The organism is Rania fehmarnensis, from assembly GCF_056494185.1.
In genome coordinates, this window is record NZ_CM151398.1 from 8,792,775 (window position 1) to 8,810,944 (window position 18,170).

Annotated in this window: 17 protein-coding genes and 1 tRNA gene; 13 read left to right on the forward strand and 5 right to left on the reverse strand. The window is 52.4% G+C overall.

Features of this window, described 5'->3' with window-relative positions; genetic code table 11:
- Positions 1 to 37: 37 nt before the first annotated feature.
- The 3 genes from SH573x_RS29695 to SH573x_RS29705 all read right to left on the reverse strand — a co-directional run bounded on the left by SH573x_RS29695 (position 38) and on the right by SH573x_RS29705 (position 3,797).
- Positions 38 to 1,525: a hypothetical protein gene (locus SH573x_RS29695; RefSeq protein ID WP_479351796.1), complete on the reverse strand. Its 1,488-nt coding sequence runs from the start codon at positions 1,523 to 1,525 to the stop codon at positions 38 to 40.
- A 98-nt stretch (positions 1,526 to 1,623) separates the two neighbouring features.
- On the reverse strand, positions 1,624 to 2,049 hold the full coding sequence (locus SH573x_RS29700; protein ID WP_479351798.1) for a pilus assembly FimT family protein: 426 nt from the start codon (positions 2,047 to 2,049) through the stop codon (positions 1,624 to 1,626).
- Between the two features lie 92 nt (positions 2,050 to 2,141).
- Entirely contained in the window at positions 2,142 to 3,797 is a 1,656-nt protein-coding gene (locus tag SH573x_RS29705) for an HD-GYP domain-containing protein (RefSeq protein ID WP_479351799.1), read from the reverse strand.
- Positions 3,798 to 4,048: 251 nt separating this feature from the next.
- Between SH573x_RS29705 and SH573x_RS29710 the strand changes: the two genes are divergently transcribed.
- From SH573x_RS29710 to SH573x_RS29755, 10 genes are all read left to right on the forward strand, one after another.
- On the forward strand, positions 4,049 to 4,480 hold the full coding sequence (locus SH573x_RS29710) for a type II secretion system protein (RefSeq protein ID WP_479351801.1): 432 nt from the start codon (positions 4,049 to 4,051) through the stop codon (positions 4,478 to 4,480).
- Between the two features lie 41 nt (positions 4,481 to 4,521).
- Positions 4,522 to 4,974, forward strand: coding sequence for a response regulator (locus SH573x_RS29715; RefSeq protein WP_479351803.1), 453 nt, complete (start codon positions 4,522 to 4,524; stop codon positions 4,972 to 4,974).
- On the forward strand, positions 4,943 to 6,373 hold the full coding sequence (locus SH573x_RS29720) for a sensor histidine kinase (RefSeq protein WP_479351805.1): 1,431 nt from the start codon (positions 4,943 to 4,945) through the stop codon (positions 6,371 to 6,373). The genes SH573x_RS29715 and SH573x_RS29720 overlap by 32 nt, the downstream gene beginning before the upstream one ends.
- Positions 6,374 to 6,384: 11 nt before the next feature.
- Positions 6,385 to 6,723 carry an STAS domain-containing protein gene (locus SH573x_RS29725; RefSeq protein ID WP_479351807.1) on the forward strand — a complete coding sequence of 113 codons (339 nt, stop codon included), beginning with the start codon at positions 6,385 to 6,387 and terminating at the stop codon, positions 6,721 to 6,723.
- Positions 6,720 to 8,465 (forward strand): GspE/PulE family protein, encoded by a 1,746-nt coding sequence (locus tag SH573x_RS29730; protein WP_479351808.1) that lies wholly within the window; start codon positions 6,720 to 6,722, stop codon positions 8,463 to 8,465. Before SH573x_RS29725 ends, SH573x_RS29730 begins: the two co-directional genes overlap by 4 nt.
- Before the next feature lie 86 nt (positions 8,466 to 8,551).
- A complete protein-coding gene (locus SH573x_RS29735) occupies positions 8,552 to 9,724 on the forward strand; it encodes a type II secretion system F family protein (RefSeq protein ID WP_479351810.1) in 1,173 nt (390 codons plus the stop codon).
- Between the two features lie 2 nt (positions 9,725 to 9,726).
- Positions 9,727 to 10,764, forward strand: a complete 1,038-nt coding sequence (pilM, locus tag SH573x_RS29740; RefSeq protein WP_479351812.1) for a pilus assembly protein PilM — start codon at positions 9,727 to 9,729, stop codon at positions 10,762 to 10,764.
- Positions 10,761 to 11,345: a PilN domain-containing protein gene (locus SH573x_RS29745; RefSeq protein ID WP_479351814.1), complete on the forward strand. Its 585-nt coding sequence runs from the start codon at positions 10,761 to 10,763 to the stop codon at positions 11,343 to 11,345. The genes pilM and SH573x_RS29745 overlap by 4 nt, the downstream gene beginning before the upstream one ends.
- Positions 11,346 to 11,370: 25 nt before the next feature.
- Positions 11,371 to 11,952: a hypothetical protein gene (locus SH573x_RS29750; RefSeq protein ID WP_479351815.1), complete on the forward strand. Its 582-nt coding sequence runs from the start codon at positions 11,371 to 11,373 to the stop codon at positions 11,950 to 11,952.
- Positions 11,949 to 12,476: a hypothetical protein gene (locus tag SH573x_RS29755; protein WP_479351816.1), complete on the forward strand. Its 528-nt coding sequence runs from the start codon at positions 11,949 to 11,951 to the stop codon at positions 12,474 to 12,476. Before SH573x_RS29750 ends, SH573x_RS29755 begins: the two co-directional genes overlap by 4 nt.
- Positions 12,477 to 12,611: 135 nt before the next feature.
- Here the strand turns inward: SH573x_RS29755 and SH573x_RS29760 are convergent.
- Both SH573x_RS29760 and SH573x_RS29765 read right to left on the reverse strand, forming a co-directional pair.
- A tRNA-Pro gene (locus SH573x_RS29760) sits at positions 12,612 to 12,687 on the reverse strand.
- 386 nt (positions 12,688 to 13,073) lie between these two features.
- A complete protein-coding gene (locus SH573x_RS29765; protein ID WP_479351818.1) occupies positions 13,074 to 14,021 on the reverse strand; it encodes a deoxyribonuclease IV in 948 nt (315 codons plus the stop codon).
- Between the two features lie 52 nt (positions 14,022 to 14,073).
- Between SH573x_RS29765 and SH573x_RS29770 the strand changes: the two genes are divergently transcribed.
- The 3 genes from SH573x_RS29770 (at position 14,074) to SH573x_RS29780 (ending at position 18,162) form a co-directional block, all read left to right on the forward strand.
- Positions 14,074 to 15,843 (forward strand): carbamoyltransferase family protein, encoded by a 1,770-nt coding sequence (locus SH573x_RS29770; protein WP_479351820.1) that lies wholly within the window; start codon positions 14,074 to 14,076, stop codon positions 15,841 to 15,843.
- 425 nt (positions 15,844 to 16,268) lie between these two features.
- Positions 16,269 to 17,264, forward strand: a complete 996-nt coding sequence (locus SH573x_RS29775) for a dihydrodipicolinate synthase family protein (protein ID WP_479351822.1) — start codon at positions 16,269 to 16,271, stop codon at positions 17,262 to 17,264.
- 61 nt (positions 17,265 to 17,325) lie between these two features.
- The gene (locus SH573x_RS29780) at positions 17,326 to 18,162 is read left to right on the forward strand and encodes a DUF4159 domain-containing protein (protein WP_479351824.1); all 837 of its coding nucleotides are present in this window, start codon (positions 17,326 to 17,328) and stop codon (positions 18,160 to 18,162) included.
- Positions 18,163 to 18,170 lie beyond the last annotated feature (8 nt).

Here is an 18,170-nt window from a genome sequence, read left to right on the forward strand (position 1 = left end):
CAGTCTTGTCGGACAGGCATAGTGGTCCCGGTGGTTTCTAAGGCTTAGTTGGTTCGAAGGTTGCAAATATCGACACGGCACCTGCTTTCGAAGATTTGCTCGAACCCCAGGTGGCGGCAAAGCCCTTGTCGACACCGTCGTAATTTTTTGTGCGGATACCAGCGTTTGTGACGCCGGTGTTGGATCTGTAAACCTGGTCTGAGTCATTCAGTGCCAAGGCGAGCCAATAGTAGCCGCCAGCCAAGGCTGTATCTGGCATTGTCAACTTGACCCAACCCATGGCCGAAGTTGAACTACCAGTTTCTGATTGAGCTAATAGCGTTCCGGGCTCGCCCGATTGATCGGAGTAAAGAGCGACTCGAATTAACTTGGAGGTTCCTCCGACATAGGCAGAAATGCTTCTAAGTTTTCCAGGTTCAGACAACGGCACGCGCGTCGCGATTTGGTTGTTTGCTTGACCGTTGACGCTAGAAGAGTAGATAGATTCGTAGCCAAAATTCCTGAGCACAACGGTAACAGAACCAAGTCCGGTAGCCCATTCAAGGGCTCGTTGCGATAGCCCTAGTCCTGTGTTATTCAACATCAATTGACTGGTTGTGGAATCGGACCATGGGATCATTACCCGTCGGCCCGCTGCCGTCCTACCATCATGTAAAGCCATGCCCGGATCCACTGTTACCAAAACAGGATTACCTGATATGGTTGCCAGGGAATTTAGATCGGGTGATGGAGAAGTTGTCAACTTGAACATCTTGACCGGTAGCATGCAAACAAGTGCGGAACCCGCCACATTATTCGCTGTAATGTAGTGGGCTTCATCGCTAACTGTCACCGACATGGACATGGTGGCATCAACGGCCCCCGCAAAACCGATGTCGTCTGCAAGATCTCCGTGTTCGTTCAGTATTCCCATCGGTAACTTGCAGAGAGCTGATCCCACGTTTGCGAACTTGGCAGCGTCCACTGTCGAGCAGACATAGACGGCCTTCGCACTCGCAGCGACCTTAGTCAGTTGGTCAACTCCTTCGTTCAATCCCACGGTGGTAACTTGGAAATTCCAAGATTCGACGATGGACTTTCGTGTCATTTCCGATGCCGAGATACAGGTTGAGTCGTTGACAAGCATTACGATCTGCGAACCGGTTTGCTCAGCGGGCAACACAATGCCTGGTATCGTTGAAGTTGCGTAGTCAAGCGCAAACTTGCGAACATCGTTAGCTACAACTATCGGTGAAGAGTTGTTGTAGCTCATGGTCAGCGGATCGCCAACAATGCCCGACCAAGAGTAGGCCAATCGTTCCTGCTTGCTATCCCCATCTCTGTCGGGAACTAGAAAACTAACGGATCTTGCCGAACGTTCCACAAAGCCGGTTGCCATTTTCAAGTCAGCTAGAAGATCATTCTTGGATAACGTCAAGTCAACCTTGGAGTGCGTTGCACTCGATTCTGGTCGAAAGGCTTTGCTCGACACAACCACAGCGGCACCGAGACCTGCCATCAGTACAGTTGCGCAAGCCAATGACATAACGAGCTCGATCAGCGTATGACCAAGACGATTTCTACGATACCGATGGCCGCGATGGCATGCAGCAGTCGTCTGCTTCGTTGACGCAAGTCGATTCATCAACGCACACTTGCCTCACCTGAGCCAGCATCGACTATCACTTGAAACGCGTGGGCACCCGAAGCCACAGTGACCTGGTTATTGACCAGTGGTAGCCCTGCCACCAGTGGACGACCATAGTTATTAAAACTGATAGCCAAGCTTCCATCGAAACTGACTGCCGACAAGCTAACATTTGCATCAATATCTATCAGATTGACCGCATAGTTCTGCCCAGGAGAATTGGGGGCCTCTACGCTGACCATGTCATATCCGGGCGGCGACATGCGAAACACAACAGTGGCTAGCCGGCTGGTTTGCATAGCTGATCTCCGAGCGTAGTTCAAATCACCAGCGATCCGCTTGGCAACGGCTTCGCATTGAATCTTAGCCAGTGCCGAGGCAAACCGTGGTGCAGCTACAGCTGCCAAAATGCCCATGACCATGACGCAGATCGTTAGATCTATCAGCGTTACTCCAAGTGGGCTACTTGACCTTCGCAGGACTCGTCGATGGAAGCTAAATGAAACCACAGGATTCATCCGACCAGAGGTGTAAGTGTGACGTTGGCAACAATACCCGCGTTGTTCGACGCCGCGATGTGTACAGCCGGTCTGTTGTGGGCCTGAGTTCGATCGAGTAACTGACGCAAGTGATCTTGCCACTGGCTACCAATTTCCAAAATATCTTGACGAGCCAAGAAGAAGGCGTTTACTACTCGAGGATCCCATTGACTGCCAGATCCTTCGACGAGAATGCTCTCTGCCTTGGCTAAACTCATGCCCGTGCGATAGGGGCGATCACTAGTGAGCGCGTCGAACGTATCGGCCACCGCCAAGATTCTGGCGATCAGTGGAATTTGTTGACCCACCAATCCATTGGGATAACCACTTCCATCCATGGCTTCGTGATGATACAAGACGCCAGGAATCAACTTCTGCAGTGGCTTTAGTCCTGAGAGCAATCTGGCACCGCGTTCGGGGTGCATCTTGATAATCGCAAACTCTTCCTCTGACAATCTTCCGGGTTTGAGTAAAACGTCGTCGGCGACACCGATTTTGCCAATGTCATGTAGTAGTCCAGATAAAAACACATCTTGGCATTCATCGGGAGTCAGTCCCAGCTCCATAGCTATTCGCCGACTGATCAGCGCCACTCGGTCGCTGTGACCACAGGTGTAGTGATCTTTGGCTTCAATCACTCCCACCAACGTGTGAATAACGTCGACGACCAGAGCTTCCTTTTCTTTGAAGAGCCGATTGTTAGCGGCATGCGAACCGAGTATTAGCGCTGTAGCTTCCAGCAAAGATGCCTCCATTGAACCAATTTCATCGTGGCCGAGTGCATCAATTGATTGAGTGTATAAAGGCCGTCGCTTGTTGATGCCGGCTAGCCAGCCAAAATGTTCGCCGCTCTTCTCAATGGGGACTATGACAATCGACCGAACTCCCGAACACGCTTCCGCTGGAACATTGACAATGGTTCCATGGAAATTCCGGACGATAACTTTTCGCTGGTTGTCGATTGATTGATCAATGTAACTTCTTAGACAAGCTGGATCAGGTACCACCCCGACCCGGCCGACGAATGCGTCACCTGCGTGTGCATTGGCGTTGAGGATGCACAGCCCTTCCAAGCTCGCTAGTTCGCACAACTGCGGCAAGATGGCCTCTGCGGCTTCTGCAAGCGAACGGTTGGCAACGCAGTAATCAACGTGACGCGAGAGCCGACGAAGGAAGGTTAACTCTTCGAAACTGTCGGTCAAACGCATCGCATACTGGTCGATCAGTTCTTGCTGCAGTTGCGTTTCCGACAATGCTTCAGCATTCTTGACTGCCACTTGCGCGGTTTTGCAGGCGAGTACATCGATTGAGAGTTTGACTAAGCCAGCAACAATGACTGTCTGCCCATCCTGTTCGCGAACGGATACAGCGACGATTGCTTGGCCTGTGGATGTCGTAAATGACCTCGGAATGCCGTCCGGAACCTGGCCAATTTCGTTAAACCAGCACTGCGTCGCGTCGCACGATTCCAGACCTGGGGCCTCCGGAGCCACTGAATAGATGTGGAGGTTCTGCCAGCCTGCCGCGGACTTCGTCCAACATCCGAACGGCCCTTCGAACACTTCTTGGAGTTGTGCCTGGATCTGTGCAGCCCGCCCCAGCCGAGTTACTCCACTCTCTTGAGTCGCCATTTACTTGTGCCCCGTCAATCACAAACCTGAAGTTTCGTCAGCCCCGTCAAAACAAACCATAGAAATATGGCTCACTGGAAAGACATGGGCTCCGAACATAGGGAAAAAATTTTCCGCAACGATTTTTGCTCAATTACTGAGCTAGATTTCAATGCTCTTTCGAGGGCAGAGGACGCTTGGAACAGATCTATCGGCTGTAGCGGGGCTGTCTCGCCGTCAATGTTTCAAGTCTTGTAATATCCGAGGGCAATATGTACATAAGAAACGCGCGTACCTTTCGTCAACAGGGCAAATCTGGTTTCACATTGGTCGAATTAGTTATCGTCATCCTGATTTTGGGAATCCTAGCGGCTGTCGCTGCACCAAAAATGTTTGACACGGCGACCAACGCACGCACAAGTGCAACCCGTCATTCGTTGATGGTTGTTCGTGATGCAATCCAGCTCTATCGCGCTCAAAACGGAGCTTTGCCCGGTGAAGCCGGAACAGAAGCCGACCTCAAGGCCGATTTGACCAACATGCTGAGTGGTCAATTTCCTCGATCGGAAATTGGTAACACCGGCGATACGGTTCGAATCACCACCAGTGGTACAGCTCTCTCAGCTAGCGGAGCTCAGAGCTGGGCCTACGACAACGTTTCGGGGCAGTTCATCTGCAACTCGGCTGCCGGTTCCTCGTGGTAGTTGGTCTTTCACCTCGTTAACAATGTGCCAGGTGAGCCAACATGACCAACACCTTGAAAAAACCGAATGCGTTAGTGGCTGAAGACGATCGCGCGCTCGCGGACATTGTTCGCCTAGCGCTTGCACGTGCAGGCTATGCAGTTCATGTCGCCCACGATGGTCGGAATGCATCGCAACTGCTAGATTCGATCGCATTTGCGGTAGTGGTTTCTGACTATCAAATGCCGGGAATGAATGGCGACATGTTGCTAAGAAAGGCCCGCGATAGCTCGCTTTCCTGCCATGCAAAACTCGTACTGTGTTCGGCCAAGTCCTACGAACTTGACTCCGAATATTTGCGAACCGAACTTGGACTAGCCGGGGTTTTCTACAAGCCTTTCAGCTTGAGTGAATTGGTTGCCACAATTCAGAAGCCAGATTCGAACAACTTGCTTGACCTAGGATCAATCGGAGGAAAGCAAAATGAATCCGTTACCGCTTCTGCAAAACGCTAGCGCACTGCGTGCGCTAAACATCCACTTGATAGTCTCTTGCGTCATCGGTGGTGTCGTCTACTTTGCCGCCACACAAGGTGATTCGACCCAGGGTCTATCATTATCTGCGTACACTGCGTCCGGGTTATTGTTAACGGTGATCCTTGGTTGCTCCCTGATAGGCAAAGAGCTAGCTGTGTTGTGCCGTTGGGAAACGCTGCTTGCGAAGCTAAGCCAGCCAGATCGCGAGAGATTGGGTAGCTTGACTCTTCAATCATCCTCTGGCAACACTCCTGCTGATTTTGGGTGGAATAGACTGGTTGAACTTGGACGAAGTTGGCAAACGCTAGATCAGCTTCAGAACAATCTTGAAAAGCATCTGACCCAAAGTCCCGAACAAGAATGCTCCGAAATTCTCAACGCGCTCGTCGAAGGCGTCGTCTTAATGGATACCGATGGCAAAGTACTTTATGCAAATACAGTGATGCTCGGTGTCAGTGGGCGCGACACGCTTGGTGATTTAATTGGTCACGAATTAGTCGAGGTCCTCTCTTTGGATGAAACGACCGCCCTGCAGTTTCTTGATACGTCCACTCAACATGCGACTGTTGAATGGTCTTTCAACAATGGGAACTCTGACAAGAAGCTTCGCGCATCGAGAAGATTGCTTGGACCAGATCGCTATGTTTGGACCATACGTGATGTCACTCAACAACGTTTGGCGGAAGCGATGCGTGAGCGTTTCTTGGCGGCTGCAACGCACGAGTTTCGCACACCGTTGGCCAACATTCGTGCGTATGCGGAGTCGTTAGAACTTGGACATGATGTCGACGCAGAAAGTCGCAAGCGATTCTATAACATCATTCAAAGTGAGTCATTGCGATTATCTCAACTTGTAGATGACTTACTGGATATTAGCCGTATGCAAGCTGGTGCACTGGCTTTGGAAAGCCACGAAACCGACTTGAGTCGAATGATTGAAGAGATTGCTGGCAAAGTTCACGGGCAAATGCGCGAGAAAAACCTGCAATTCCGCATGGAGTTGCCACCTAAGCTGCCTAAAGCCTCAGTCGACAAGAGCAAGCTAAGTGCTGCGTTAGTCAACTTGCTTGGAAATGCCGTAAAATATACTCCAGACGGCGGGAAGATTACCTTTCGAGTTGACCTGGTCAACGAACGCATTCAGTTCTCTATAACAGACACTGGCATCGGTATTGTTGCTGAAGAGCTGCCGCGCATCTTCGACCGCTTCTTCCGGAGCAATGATGATCGCGTACGCGGAATTAGCGGAAGCGGACTGGGACTGTCCTTGGCACAAGAGATCGCCCGGTTGCATAGCGGCGATCTTGTTGTTGAGAGCGAGCTGAACAAGGGCAGCACGTTTCGCATGACGATTCCCTTGCCCTCGATGTTCAACTAAAGGGGCAGGAGATGGCTATTCAAAGATATCAGCAGGGAGCAGCCGAAGTACTGCAGTTCGGCGAACGACTCACACGTGCCGAAGTTGTGGAAATCAGTGCCGAAGTTTCTACAGTTACCAACGTTCGACTTTCCCAAGTGATACTGGACTGTAGGCGAGTGCGATTGTTGGATAGCGCTGGTCTTGAACTCATTTGCGATGCGCAAGCCCAATGCCAACGCCGTGGCGGACAACTTTTTCTTGCAGCCGTGAGTCCCTTAATCAGTGACGTGCTACGCGTTACTGGACTCGACAACCGGCTCCATCAGTTCAAGGATGTGGTGGCTGCTGCAGGAGCATTTGCATCATGAGCCTGTTATCTGACATGTCGCTTGTTCGCGAACCCAACAGGCGAAATCATAGTCGTTCCAGTTCCAAGGCGCGCTTGGGAGAGCGATTGGTTTCGGCGGGGATCATCTCGCAGTCAGAACTAGAGGCAGCGCTGGCGGAAAAGACTGGGCAAAAAATTGGCGAAACTCTCGTCCAATTGGGTTTCATCGAGGAATCTGATCTGCTGCCGTTCCTCGCGGAACAATTGGGCGTGCAGCATGTCCAATTGCGTGAAGGACTTATTGACCCAGCGGCGGCCAAACGCATCCCCAAGGATCTTGCAGAAAATTGCGCTTGCCTGGGCATGTTCTGTGTCCACGGGATGCTCACCGTGGCCATGGCAGATCCGCGCAATCTACGCGACATTGACAGAATCGAGCGCGCCACCGATTGTCAAGTACGACCTGTGTTGGCTCTACGGCCGGTCCTCGATGAATTAATTCCTCAAGTATACGGCGAAGGATTTCAAGTCGAGTCGCTAACCGCCGACATGGAACGTGACGCGATTGCTCTGGATGACGAAGTCGTGCGACTTGAACTGGATAGCATGGGCTCTGCCGGCGACAGTAGCCCAGTAATCAATCTCGTGAACTACATGGTTCTCCAAGCAGTACGTCAACGCGCCAGCGATATCCACGTCGAGCCTGGTCCACAACATTCGACCGTTCGTTTTCGTGTGGATGGAATCTTGCGCGATGTACTTCGCCCGAAACGCGAATTTCATGCTGCGCTCATATCGCGACTCAAGGTAATGGCAAAGTTGGATATTGCCGAGCATCGCATGCCACAGGACGGCCGAATTCATGTGGTCGTAGATCAACGGCAAATTGACTTACGTGTTTCGACGCTGCCCACCGTACTCGGCGAGAAAGCTGTGTTGCGAATTCTTGACCGAGCCAGCGTTACCTTTCGACTGGAAGAGTTGGGCATACCGAACAACCAACTGGAACAGCTTCAGAAAATGGTTTCGCGGCCCAACGGATTGTTGCTGGTGACTGGACCGACTGGCAGCGGCAAAACGACGACGCTGTATTCGATAATTGAATTGCTCAAATCATCAGAGCGCAACATTGTAACTGTCGAGGATCCAGTCGAGTACCGATTGGATATGATCAATCAAGTCCACGCCAATGTGGCCACCAACCTAACGTTTGCCAAAGCGCTCAGGGCCATTCTGCGGCAAGACCCAGATATCATCATGATCGGCGAGATCCGCGACGCCGAAACCGCAGAAACGGCCGTACAGGCCGCGCTGACTGGCCACTTAGTGCTCAGTACGCTGCACACGAACGATTGCGCCAGCGCTGTAACCCGTCTAGTGGATCTAGGCATCGAACCGTTCAAAATCGGGGCATCGCTGCTCGGCGTAGTTGCCCAACGACTAGCGCGACGAATCTGTCCGAACTGCCGCGGCAACTATTTTCCAAACCAGCGATTGTTCGACGCGGTTTGTTATCAAGGTGACCGCGATCGCCCGTTCATTCGCGGCAGCGGTTGCGAACGCTGTTTCGACTCAGGCTATCAAGGGCGTGTCGGTATTTACGAGATGTTATCTGTCTCGCGTGAGATGCGCGACTTGATAGATGCTTCAGCACGAGTGGATGCGCTTCGAGATTGTGCCCGTCGAGACGGCTATCACACCCTTGCCCAACAGGCCGTTCAACTCGCCGAGGATGGTATCACATCTCTTGAAGAAATCGTGCGCGTCGCAGTGTTCGAGTAGCAACCAATTTAGAGAATAGTGTTCCGGTGTTCCAACCAACCAGCAGTGCAACTACCCATTCAGCGAGCATCAGGCCCACTGGCATCTTGCCCAGACGCGATCTACGTGAAGGAAGTACTTCCCAATCGTCCACCGTGCTTGCCAATACGCAAGTTCCGAAGTCCATTCCCGGCAAACGCACAGCGACGCTGAGACGAGCGACTTCGTCACAGCACGGCAAGAAGCTAAGCAAACGCGAACTGCTAATTATCGTCACCCAAATGTCGATTATGTTGCGTTCAGGTGTCGATTTGGCCGACGCAGTCCGCAGCATTCACCTGAGATCATCCAACAAATCTATTGCCGAGGCACTCGGCGACGTCTATGCCTGCCTCGAAAACGGCGATTGCTTGTCGGCTGCGCTTGAGTCACAGCGTCATTGCTTTGGTGGTGTCATGGTCGCCTCTGTGGCAGCTGGTGAAGCATCGGGCAGACTCACTGAGGTGCTATCCCGATTTGGTGTCATTCTACGTGACGAACTGCGATTGCAAAGTTCCTTGCGGTCTGTGCTAGCTTATCCATTCGTACTGTTCCTGGTGACCGGTATGGTATTGGCTGCCATGATTTTCTTTGTACTACCACAGTTTTCGGGCATCTACGCAGCCTCTCGCGCCCCCACGCCGGCGCTTACAAGGCTCTTACTCGACGCGTCCAGTGTCGCCCGAAACTACTGGTGGCTCGTTGTCTCTGGAATTGCCATTCTATCTGTCGTGATAGTTGGTCAATTGCGATCCCAAGGCGGCAAGCAGCGTATTGATCGTTTGTTACTGACGTTGCCGTACGTGAACACGATTGCGAATGCCCTCTTGGCTGGTCGCATGTTCCGGCTGCAAGGTGCCATGCTCGGGAGCGGCGTGCCAATCCTCGATGTTCTCGATTTGACTCGCCATTCGCTTGGTAATAGTTGCTATCGAGCACTGATCGACGACATTGAGGAGTCGGTTACCAATGGCAAAGGCGTTGCCGACGCATTCGAAGGAAGTATCTGTATCCCTGAAGGGGCAATCGAGATGATCGCAATTGCTGAAGCCAATGGACAACTGGCCAGCGTATTGCAGACCATCGGTGAATTCTACGAATCAGAAGGTGAACAGAAGTTGCGCGACGCAGTGAAACTGGCCGAGCCAACCATCATTGTCGTCCTAGGGGTAATCGTGGGTGCTGTCGTCTTGTCTGTAATGCTGCCGCTTCTCGATCTATCAACTGCGGGAGGGCAATAGCAATGCTTGGTCAACTGACACGCACCAAAGTAGTGATTGGTCTGGACATCGGGACTCATTCAGCCAAGCTTGTTGTTACTCGCACTCTGAAAGACAGTTGGGAAGTGTTGCGAGCTAGTTGCCTGCGATTGTCACCAGACGATCAAGAAAGCGCGGAGACCTTAGCTGAGAAGTTGTTGCCATGGCTGAGCGATAACGCTGAAACTACCGGTGGTACATGCCTGACATCGCTGCCCTCATCGTTCGTTGACTATGAGCACCTGGAATTTGCCGAATCAGAAAATCATGACATAGATCAGTTCATCGCCGAATCGGTCAAGCAGTTACTAGGGAGTTCTGCGGAGAAAGCGGTTTTTGATTACTGGTCGGTCGACGAAACGACTAAGAACAGGTCAGCCTACGTAGCCTGGACCTCCAGCGAATATTCTTCTCAACTATCCAAAAAGATCAGCCGAAAAGGTTTGCGCTGCGAGGCGATCGACGTACCCGCACTTGCTTTGGCGCGTGCCACTTGCGCAAACAAGCTCAACGCAAACGGTCGATTGATTCTAGACATCTCGGCTGGCGAAGCCACTTTCATACTTGCTCGTGCCGATAACGCCGACTTCGTACGAAACCGCATTCACTTTGCCAACCAATCGGCAGCGGAATCCGTTGCATCGACTCTTGGCATTTCTATTGAGAATGCGGAGCAATTGATTTGGCGATGGGGCCTGGCCGATGAAACTCAGCGCGATCGAAGTCCCATAAACCACCTCGTACAATCTCAATTGGAAGCCTGGCTCGAGAGTCTTGTCTTTGAGTTTGAGCGAACGGTTCATTTTCTGCAACATCGGTACGGCGCTAATGTTGTAGATGAGGTCGTCCTATGCGGCGGTGGCGCCGCGATCCGCAATCTTGATCAATGGTTGGCCGTGCAACTAAACATGAGCGTCTCATTCGCAAGCTTGCCCATGAAATGGCATTGGCGATCAGCTGAGCCGTTTGCGCCAATTTTTGTGCAGGCACTCGGCTTAACGATGTATGGTGACATATCGTGACGAAAAAAGTCAATCTGCTACCCATTGCCAATCGACTAGCTACCGAACATCGTCTTCAAATGCGTCGTTGGTGTGCAATTTGGTTACTGACAATTCTTGGATTTACATGCTGGTACGAACTGGCTGAACATCGCAGACACCAATTGAATCAGCAACTCGACGCTGCCATGAATTCCATAGCTCCGGTTCACTTTGCAGAAGTCGAGATCAGTCGACTGCGCCGCGAGAGCAAAACCTTTCTTGATCGCGCACTGGAAGCGGAACGCCTCGAACAATCAGCAGTACCACTGGCGTTGATTCAGACCGTTGGGGAATGTTGCCATGCACTTGGTGCTGAACTTCAAATTGATTCACTAAGGATGGATGAAGCGATCAGCAGCGGAAATACTAGTAGCAAGTCGGCCGTCATCCGCAAGCAGTTAATGATAGTCGGCTCATCAACGGTTGACGGACTAATAACCATGCTCGTAGCACGATTAAATGAGTCGCGAGTATTTCAGAAGGTTGAATTAGAGAGTTCCCAGGCGGCCGGAGAACGCGGCGGAGCCAAACGCATTTTTCAAATTCGCTGCCAACAGTAGTCTCTACAGTAATTGCAATACGACGATGAACTCAATTCACAATGTCCGTTACACATGGATTGCACTAGGCAGCATAGTATCTGCTGCGCTGGGGAGTGGTGGCTACGCGTTTCTCAATCCTGCATTTAAAGATTGCCACCGCATTGAACGCGAAATCGCTGTAACAAGGCATTTGGAAGACACCAAGGATGAAGTCCTTGCATGCCTCAGCCAAACATCTCACGATTACCTGCGGGCCAAAATGCTCTTTGAACAGATTCAGCAACGAAGCCGACCGGAGTTCGGCGAATCAACGTTCTTGCAGTGGATCAACGAACAAAGCGAATCCGTTGGCTTTGAAGTCAAAGACTTCCGACCATCAGGGCGCGACGTAAGCGGTGAGTTATTGGCCAGAAGTGTCATGATCTCGTTACAGTGTCCGTATCAGGCCGGGATTGAATTCCTCAACCGGTTGCGTCATTGTCCACAGATGAACCGAGTAACCGTTGTCGAATTTATCCCCCGTGACGAAAAACGATTAACCTTCAGTGTTACATTCAACTTGCTGCTCTTCACTGAGAAGCCCGCTCAACACGTAACTCCCAACAAAAGCCTGGCCAAATCGTGAAAACAGCTACGAACAGCAAATTGAAATATGCTTTGGCCTCATTCTTGGCAGTCGTTCTAGCTGTTGTAGTTTTCAAAGCGGTTCTGCCAACATCGCTCAAACCTGTTTGTGAGCCGCAGAATACAACCATAGTCCCGACACAAACAGTCGCAGAGACCAAGACTGTTTCGGCTACACCAGATAGCGCCGCCCAGACTGTCTTGCCAATTCCAACAGTGGATATGAAGCAGTTAACTTCGTTCGATCCTTTTCGAACTATGGTAGCCACTGCCGAAGTTTCAGACGCAATCGATTTGAAGGACACATTCCAACCACAAGCGGTAGAGTCGGTCGATACGGTAGTTTCCAACGAAACTGCCTCCAAAGTGATTTCAGTTTCTGCAATCATAACAGGCGGTCAGCGTCCGGCCGCGCTCATTGGCGGCAGATTATGCTACGAGAATGATGTACTGGGAGACGGCTGGAAGATTGTGGCCATCAAGGCCAGTAGCGTCGTCGTATGTCAAATCGCTTCTGCAAACTGAGTCCACTGACGAGCATCTGTCGCGTTGCGACTGACTCGTCTTCGACGGTTGGACGCACGTAGCATTGATCAGAGGCATGCACTGACGAACATCGTCAGGAATCCTATTATCAACGATTCGCTTGATGAAAATCAATCGGGGCGGCGGGATTCGAACCCACGACCTCTACCACCCCAAGGTAGCGCGCTAATCCAGGCTGCGCTACGCCCCGAGTGAACCTTTGAACAGCTGGGGTCTCCGTCAGCTTCGCGGGAACACTTAGCTCCGCAGGGCTTCCGGGTAGTGACGCCTATGGGGTGGGGCGTCGAGCTGGACCGGTTCGGCTTGATCTGGCCGGAGGCCGGCCGATCAAGTATGCGATTGTAGTCCATCCACCAGTTTCTACAAAGGTGGGCTCCAAAATCTAAACTCAACTCGAAAAATCGCTGGGGCATTGCTAGACGCTTGGGACGCTGCGACGAAATGTGGTTGGGACACAGGCTGGAAGCTTGTGCTACACAGAAGACACAGGCTGGAAGCCTGGGCTACAGGGAAGACACAGGCTGGAAGCCTGGGCTACAGGGAAGACACAGGCTGGAAGCCTACGCCACAGGAAGCCTATGCCACAGCTACCATTCTTCTGAGGGTCTGGAGGTTTTCGATGTCGTAGTCGATGTTGGTCTCGGGGTTGATGCCTTTTTCGGTCTCTAAGAACATCGGCAGGTGTTTCACGGGTGCCGACTTGATAAAAAGCTTTAAGGGCTTTTCGCCGATGGCTCCTTGGCCGATGTGTTCGTGGCGGTCGACTCTCGAGCCCAAGCCCTTTTGGCTGTCGTTGAGATGGATCGCTTGCAGCGATTCCAGGCCAACGTGCTGGTCGAACTCGGACCACATGGCTTTCAATTTGGCTGGCGTCGAATAATCGTAGCCGGCTGCGAAAGCGTGGCAGGTGTCGAAGCACACGCCGATGCTGGCCGGCAGGTTCAGTCGCTTGACGAGCCAACCAAGCTCTTCGAAACGCCAACCTAAACAACTGCCTTGGCCTGCCGTGTTCTCCAGCAATAACCGGCAATGCTGAGGCTGGATGCGATCATGGACTAACTCAATACCTCGAACTATGTTCGAAAGACCGACCTCGGGAGTGGCATCCAGGTGGGCTCCGGGGTGCATAACCAGTCCGGCAAGCTGTAGTGCTTCGGCACGACGCCATTCGGTCTCCAGAGCCGCAATCGATCGTTCCCACTGTTCGACCGCCACAGAGGCTAAGTTAATCAGATACGATGCGTGAGCAACAGGAGCGGGAAACTTGTGCTTGGCCAGCGCTTGCTGAAAACTAGACAACTCATCCGGCGTCAAAGCCGTGGTGGGCTCGGGTACACTACCGGAACCGACAGCCGCTTTTTTGGTGGGCCGAGCCGTGATGGGTATGCAAGACTTAGCGGCCGGCCATTGACGCGGTTGGCATACAAAGATCTGCAAACAATCGCAGCCGACCTCAACCGCGCGATCAATGCCGCACAAGATGCCGCCTTGACAAGATACATGAGAACCAAAAAGAAATGACATGCTTTGAAGTTTGAAGTTTGAAAAGTGGAGTTCGATAAGTGAAGTGGGAAGTATGACGGCCATCTTGGGTATTTCGGCATTCTATCATGATGCAGCCGCGACGCTGGTTGTCGATGGTCGCATTGTGGCTGCAGCGCAAGAAGAACGCTTCACGCGGCGCAAACATGATGCCGAATTTCCACACCATGCGATCGCTTATTGCCTCGAACAGGCTGGGTTGTCTCCCAACGACTTAGACTACGTGGCGTTTTACGATAAGCCGCTCCGCAAATTCGAGCGGCTGATCGAGAACTACCTGGCCTTGGTGCCCAGCGGTTACCGCTCGTTCCGCCAAGCGATACCTGTATGGCTGAAAGACAAGCTGTATACGCGCCGCAAAATCAAATCGGCCCTGACGGGCTATCGAGGGCGAATCGTTTTTCCGGAGCATCATGAATCGCATGCGGCAAGTGCGTTCTATCCGTCGCCTTTCGAAGAAGCGGCCATCTTAACGATGGACGGCGTGGGTGAGTGGGGCACGACGTGTATCGGAGTAGGGCAGGGTAATCGGATCGAATTGAAACACGAACTGCGTTATCCACATTCGCTCGGTCTGTTGTACTCGGCTTTCACTTACTACACCGGCTTTCGCGTCAATAGTGGAGAATACAAGCTGATGGGCCTGGCACCCTACGGCCAGCCCATCTATCGCGATCTAATCCTCAAACATCTGATCGATCTAAAAGAAGATGGATCACTGCACATGGACATGCGGTACTTCAACTACTGTCAAGGATTGACGATGACCTCCAGCCGCTTTCATAAGTTGTTGGGTGGCCAGCCGCGGAGCCCCGAATCCGCGATCACTCAACGTGACAAAGATCTCGCAGCTTCGATTCAAGCGGTCACCGAAGAAGTCATGCTGCGAATGGCACAACATGCGCATCGCATTACCGGTTCTAAGCATTTAGTGTTGGCCGGCGGCGTAGCGCTGAACTGTGTGGGGAACGGGCGTATCTTGCGTGAAGGACCCTTCGAGCAGATGTGGATACAACCGGCCGCCGGTGACGCGGGCGGTGCACTCGGGGCGGCGATGTTTGTTTGGCATCAGTTGCTGGATCGGCCGCGCGTGCCCGAAGCACTCGATAGTCAGCAAGCTTCGCGGCTGGGACCCGAGTTCGATCAAGCCGCAATTGCGAAACAGCTGTCCAGCGTGGGCGCAGTATTTGAAACGTGCCGCGACGATGATGAGCTTTGCCAGCGCGTCGCTCAGTGGATCAATGAGCAGAAAGTAGTTGGTTGGTTCCAAGGGCGCATGGAGTTTGGGCCACGCGCACTCGGTGGTCGCAGTATCTTAGGTGATGCTCGCAGTCCGCAGATGCAATCGGTGATGAACCTCAAGATCAAGTTTCGGGAGTCGTTTCGCCCGTTTGCGCCGATCGTGTTGGCTGAAGATGTAGGCCGGTATTTTGTTTGGCCTCAGCGGGCTGAGTCGCCTTATATGTTACTGGTCACCTCCGCGCTGCCGGGTGCCGGACTGCCTGCCGTTACGCACGTGGATCAATCGGCTCGCATTCAAACTGTGGATGACCAGCGTCAACCCTTGCTGCATAGTTTACTGATGCACTTCAAACAGCTAACCGGGTGCTCGGCGATGATCAATACGAGCTTCAATGTTCGCAGCGAACCAATCGTGTGTACGCCTCTGGATGCATACAAGTGTTTCATGATGACTGATATGGATGCGCTGGCGATTGGGCGGTGCGTGCTATTGAAGGCCAATCAGCCCAGTGGTGCAGCCGTAGATCGCCAAGAGTATTTAAAGCGATTTGAGGTGGATTGAAGCAAGTAGAGTCAAACTTGATGCGTCCAAAGTCTGGCGACTTCGGCTACGGGGTTTTGTTGAGTCGCTACACTGGGTGCGCCTCGCCTGGCGGCTACGGGTTAAACGAGTAACCATGATGCGTCCAAAGTCTGGCGACTTCGGCTACGGGGTTTTGTTGAGTCGCTACACTGGGTGCACCTCGCCTGGCGGCTACGGGTTAAACGAGTAACCATGATGCATCCAAAGTCTGGCGACTTCGGCTACGGGGTTTTGTTGAGTCGCTACACTGGGTGCGCCTCGCCTGGCGGCTACGGGTTAAACGAGTAACCATGATGCGTCCAAAGTCTGGCGACTTCGGCTACGGAGTTGCTTTGGGGGTTGGTGGTCTGCTAGGCTTTAGGGACTCTGTTTTACTGACCAAGTGCACTTTTTCGAGCTCATCCATGACGAGCATTAGCCACCAGCCAATGACGACTTCTGCGCATGTGTACTCGATCGACCAAGTGCCTGCCTGGCAGACTCGGCGAAAGATACTGGGGATGTCGGCGATACTATTGCCGTTTGTGGACAGTGGCGATATCGACTGGCGGGGATTTCGCGAGCACGTGACGCGCACGCTGGAAGCGGGCTTGGTGCCCGCAGTCAATATGGATACGGGCTATGCCAACTTGATCGATGAATCGACGCGTGTGGCCGTCTTGAAAGCGACTCAAGAGTTGGCGGGCGAGCGCATGTTTGTAGCTGGCGCGTTTGTAGGCGATGCACCGGGTGCGGGCTTCGCGCGCGATGCGTATCTGCAGCAGATCGACTCGATTCAACGCCATGGTGGCACGCCGGTGATCTTTCAATCTTTTGGACTGACCAGTCAGAATGATGACGATCTGTTTCAGGCTTATGCGGAACTAGGTAAACATACGGAACGCTTTATCGGATTCGAACTGGGTACGATGTTCGCACCCTTTGGAAAGATCTATTCGCTCGATTTCTATAAGCGGTGGATTGCGATTCCGCAGTGCATGGGAGCCAAGCATAGTTCGCTGGATCGGCAACTGGAATGGCAACGGCTGGCGGTGCGGGATTCAGTGCGGCCTGAGTTTCATGTCCTGACCGGGAATGACTTGGCGATCGACATGGTGATGTATGGCAGCGATTATCTGTTGGGGCTAAGCACGATGGCGCCAGATCTCTTTGCGCTGCGCGATCGGTATTGGCTGGAAGGCAACGCCGAGTTTTTTCATGTCAACGACTGGTTGCAGTACTTGGGCAACTTCGCGTTTCGCGCGCCGGTGCCAGCTTACAAACATACGGCTGCTCAATGGCTGAAGTTGCGAGGTTGGATTGCGACTTCGAAGACGCATCCCAAGAGCGCGAGTCGTCCAGATTCGGACGTTGAGATTTTGAAGGTCGTACTGAAGGATGTGCAGAAGTATTGCGAGTAAATTTGTAGCAGCGATCGACGTTGAGCTCAGAAACGTCTCTATGCCAAGTGGATAAATTTCAATGAAGCACTCTTGGTTGATTCTTGCCTTGTTGGCAATACCGCTGCTAACCTATGCTCAGCCGCCGGGGATGTTTGGCGGGCGTGGTGGTGGCGGTCCGAGGCGATTGCCCGACCGCAGTGAGTTTCCAATGTGGACCAACCCAGATGGCTTTGGATCCGATGGGTTTACCTTTGCTCGCATCGAATATACATCGCGTTACGCAGGCGGCTGGGGGAATCGCTGGAGCAATGATTTTCCCGATAGCGATTGGAATTTTTCTTATCGCTTGAAAGAAATGACGACGATGATTGTCGATCCCAACGGTCGCGTGCTGAAGCTGACCGATCCCGAACTGCTGGACTATCCGTTTATTTTTATGAATGGAGTGGGCTCGCTGGATTTCACCAACGAAGAGGCTGAGTGTTTGCGGAAATATCTGCTGCGCGGTGGCTTTATGATGGTGGATGACTTTTGGGGCGAAACCGAATGGGAGAACATGGTGTTTCAGATGGAGAAGGTCTTGCCGGGACGTAAGCCCGTCGACTTGCCGCTATCGCATCCGATCTTTCATCTGGTTTACGATTTGAAAGAGAAGCCTCAAGTGCCCGATATTCGGACGTGGCGCATGGGCAGTAACTTTGAATTCAATCATGGCGGCCCGCCGGGCGACAAGCTGCCTCACTTTCAAGCTTACCACGATGGTGACGATCGCATCGTAGCCTTACTGTGCCACAACAATGACTTGGGCGATGGCTGGGAACGCGAAGGCGAGAATCACGAATACTTTGCGACGTTTTCGGTACCATGGTCCTATCCTATGGGGATCAACATTATCACGTATGCGATGACTCACTAATATTGAAG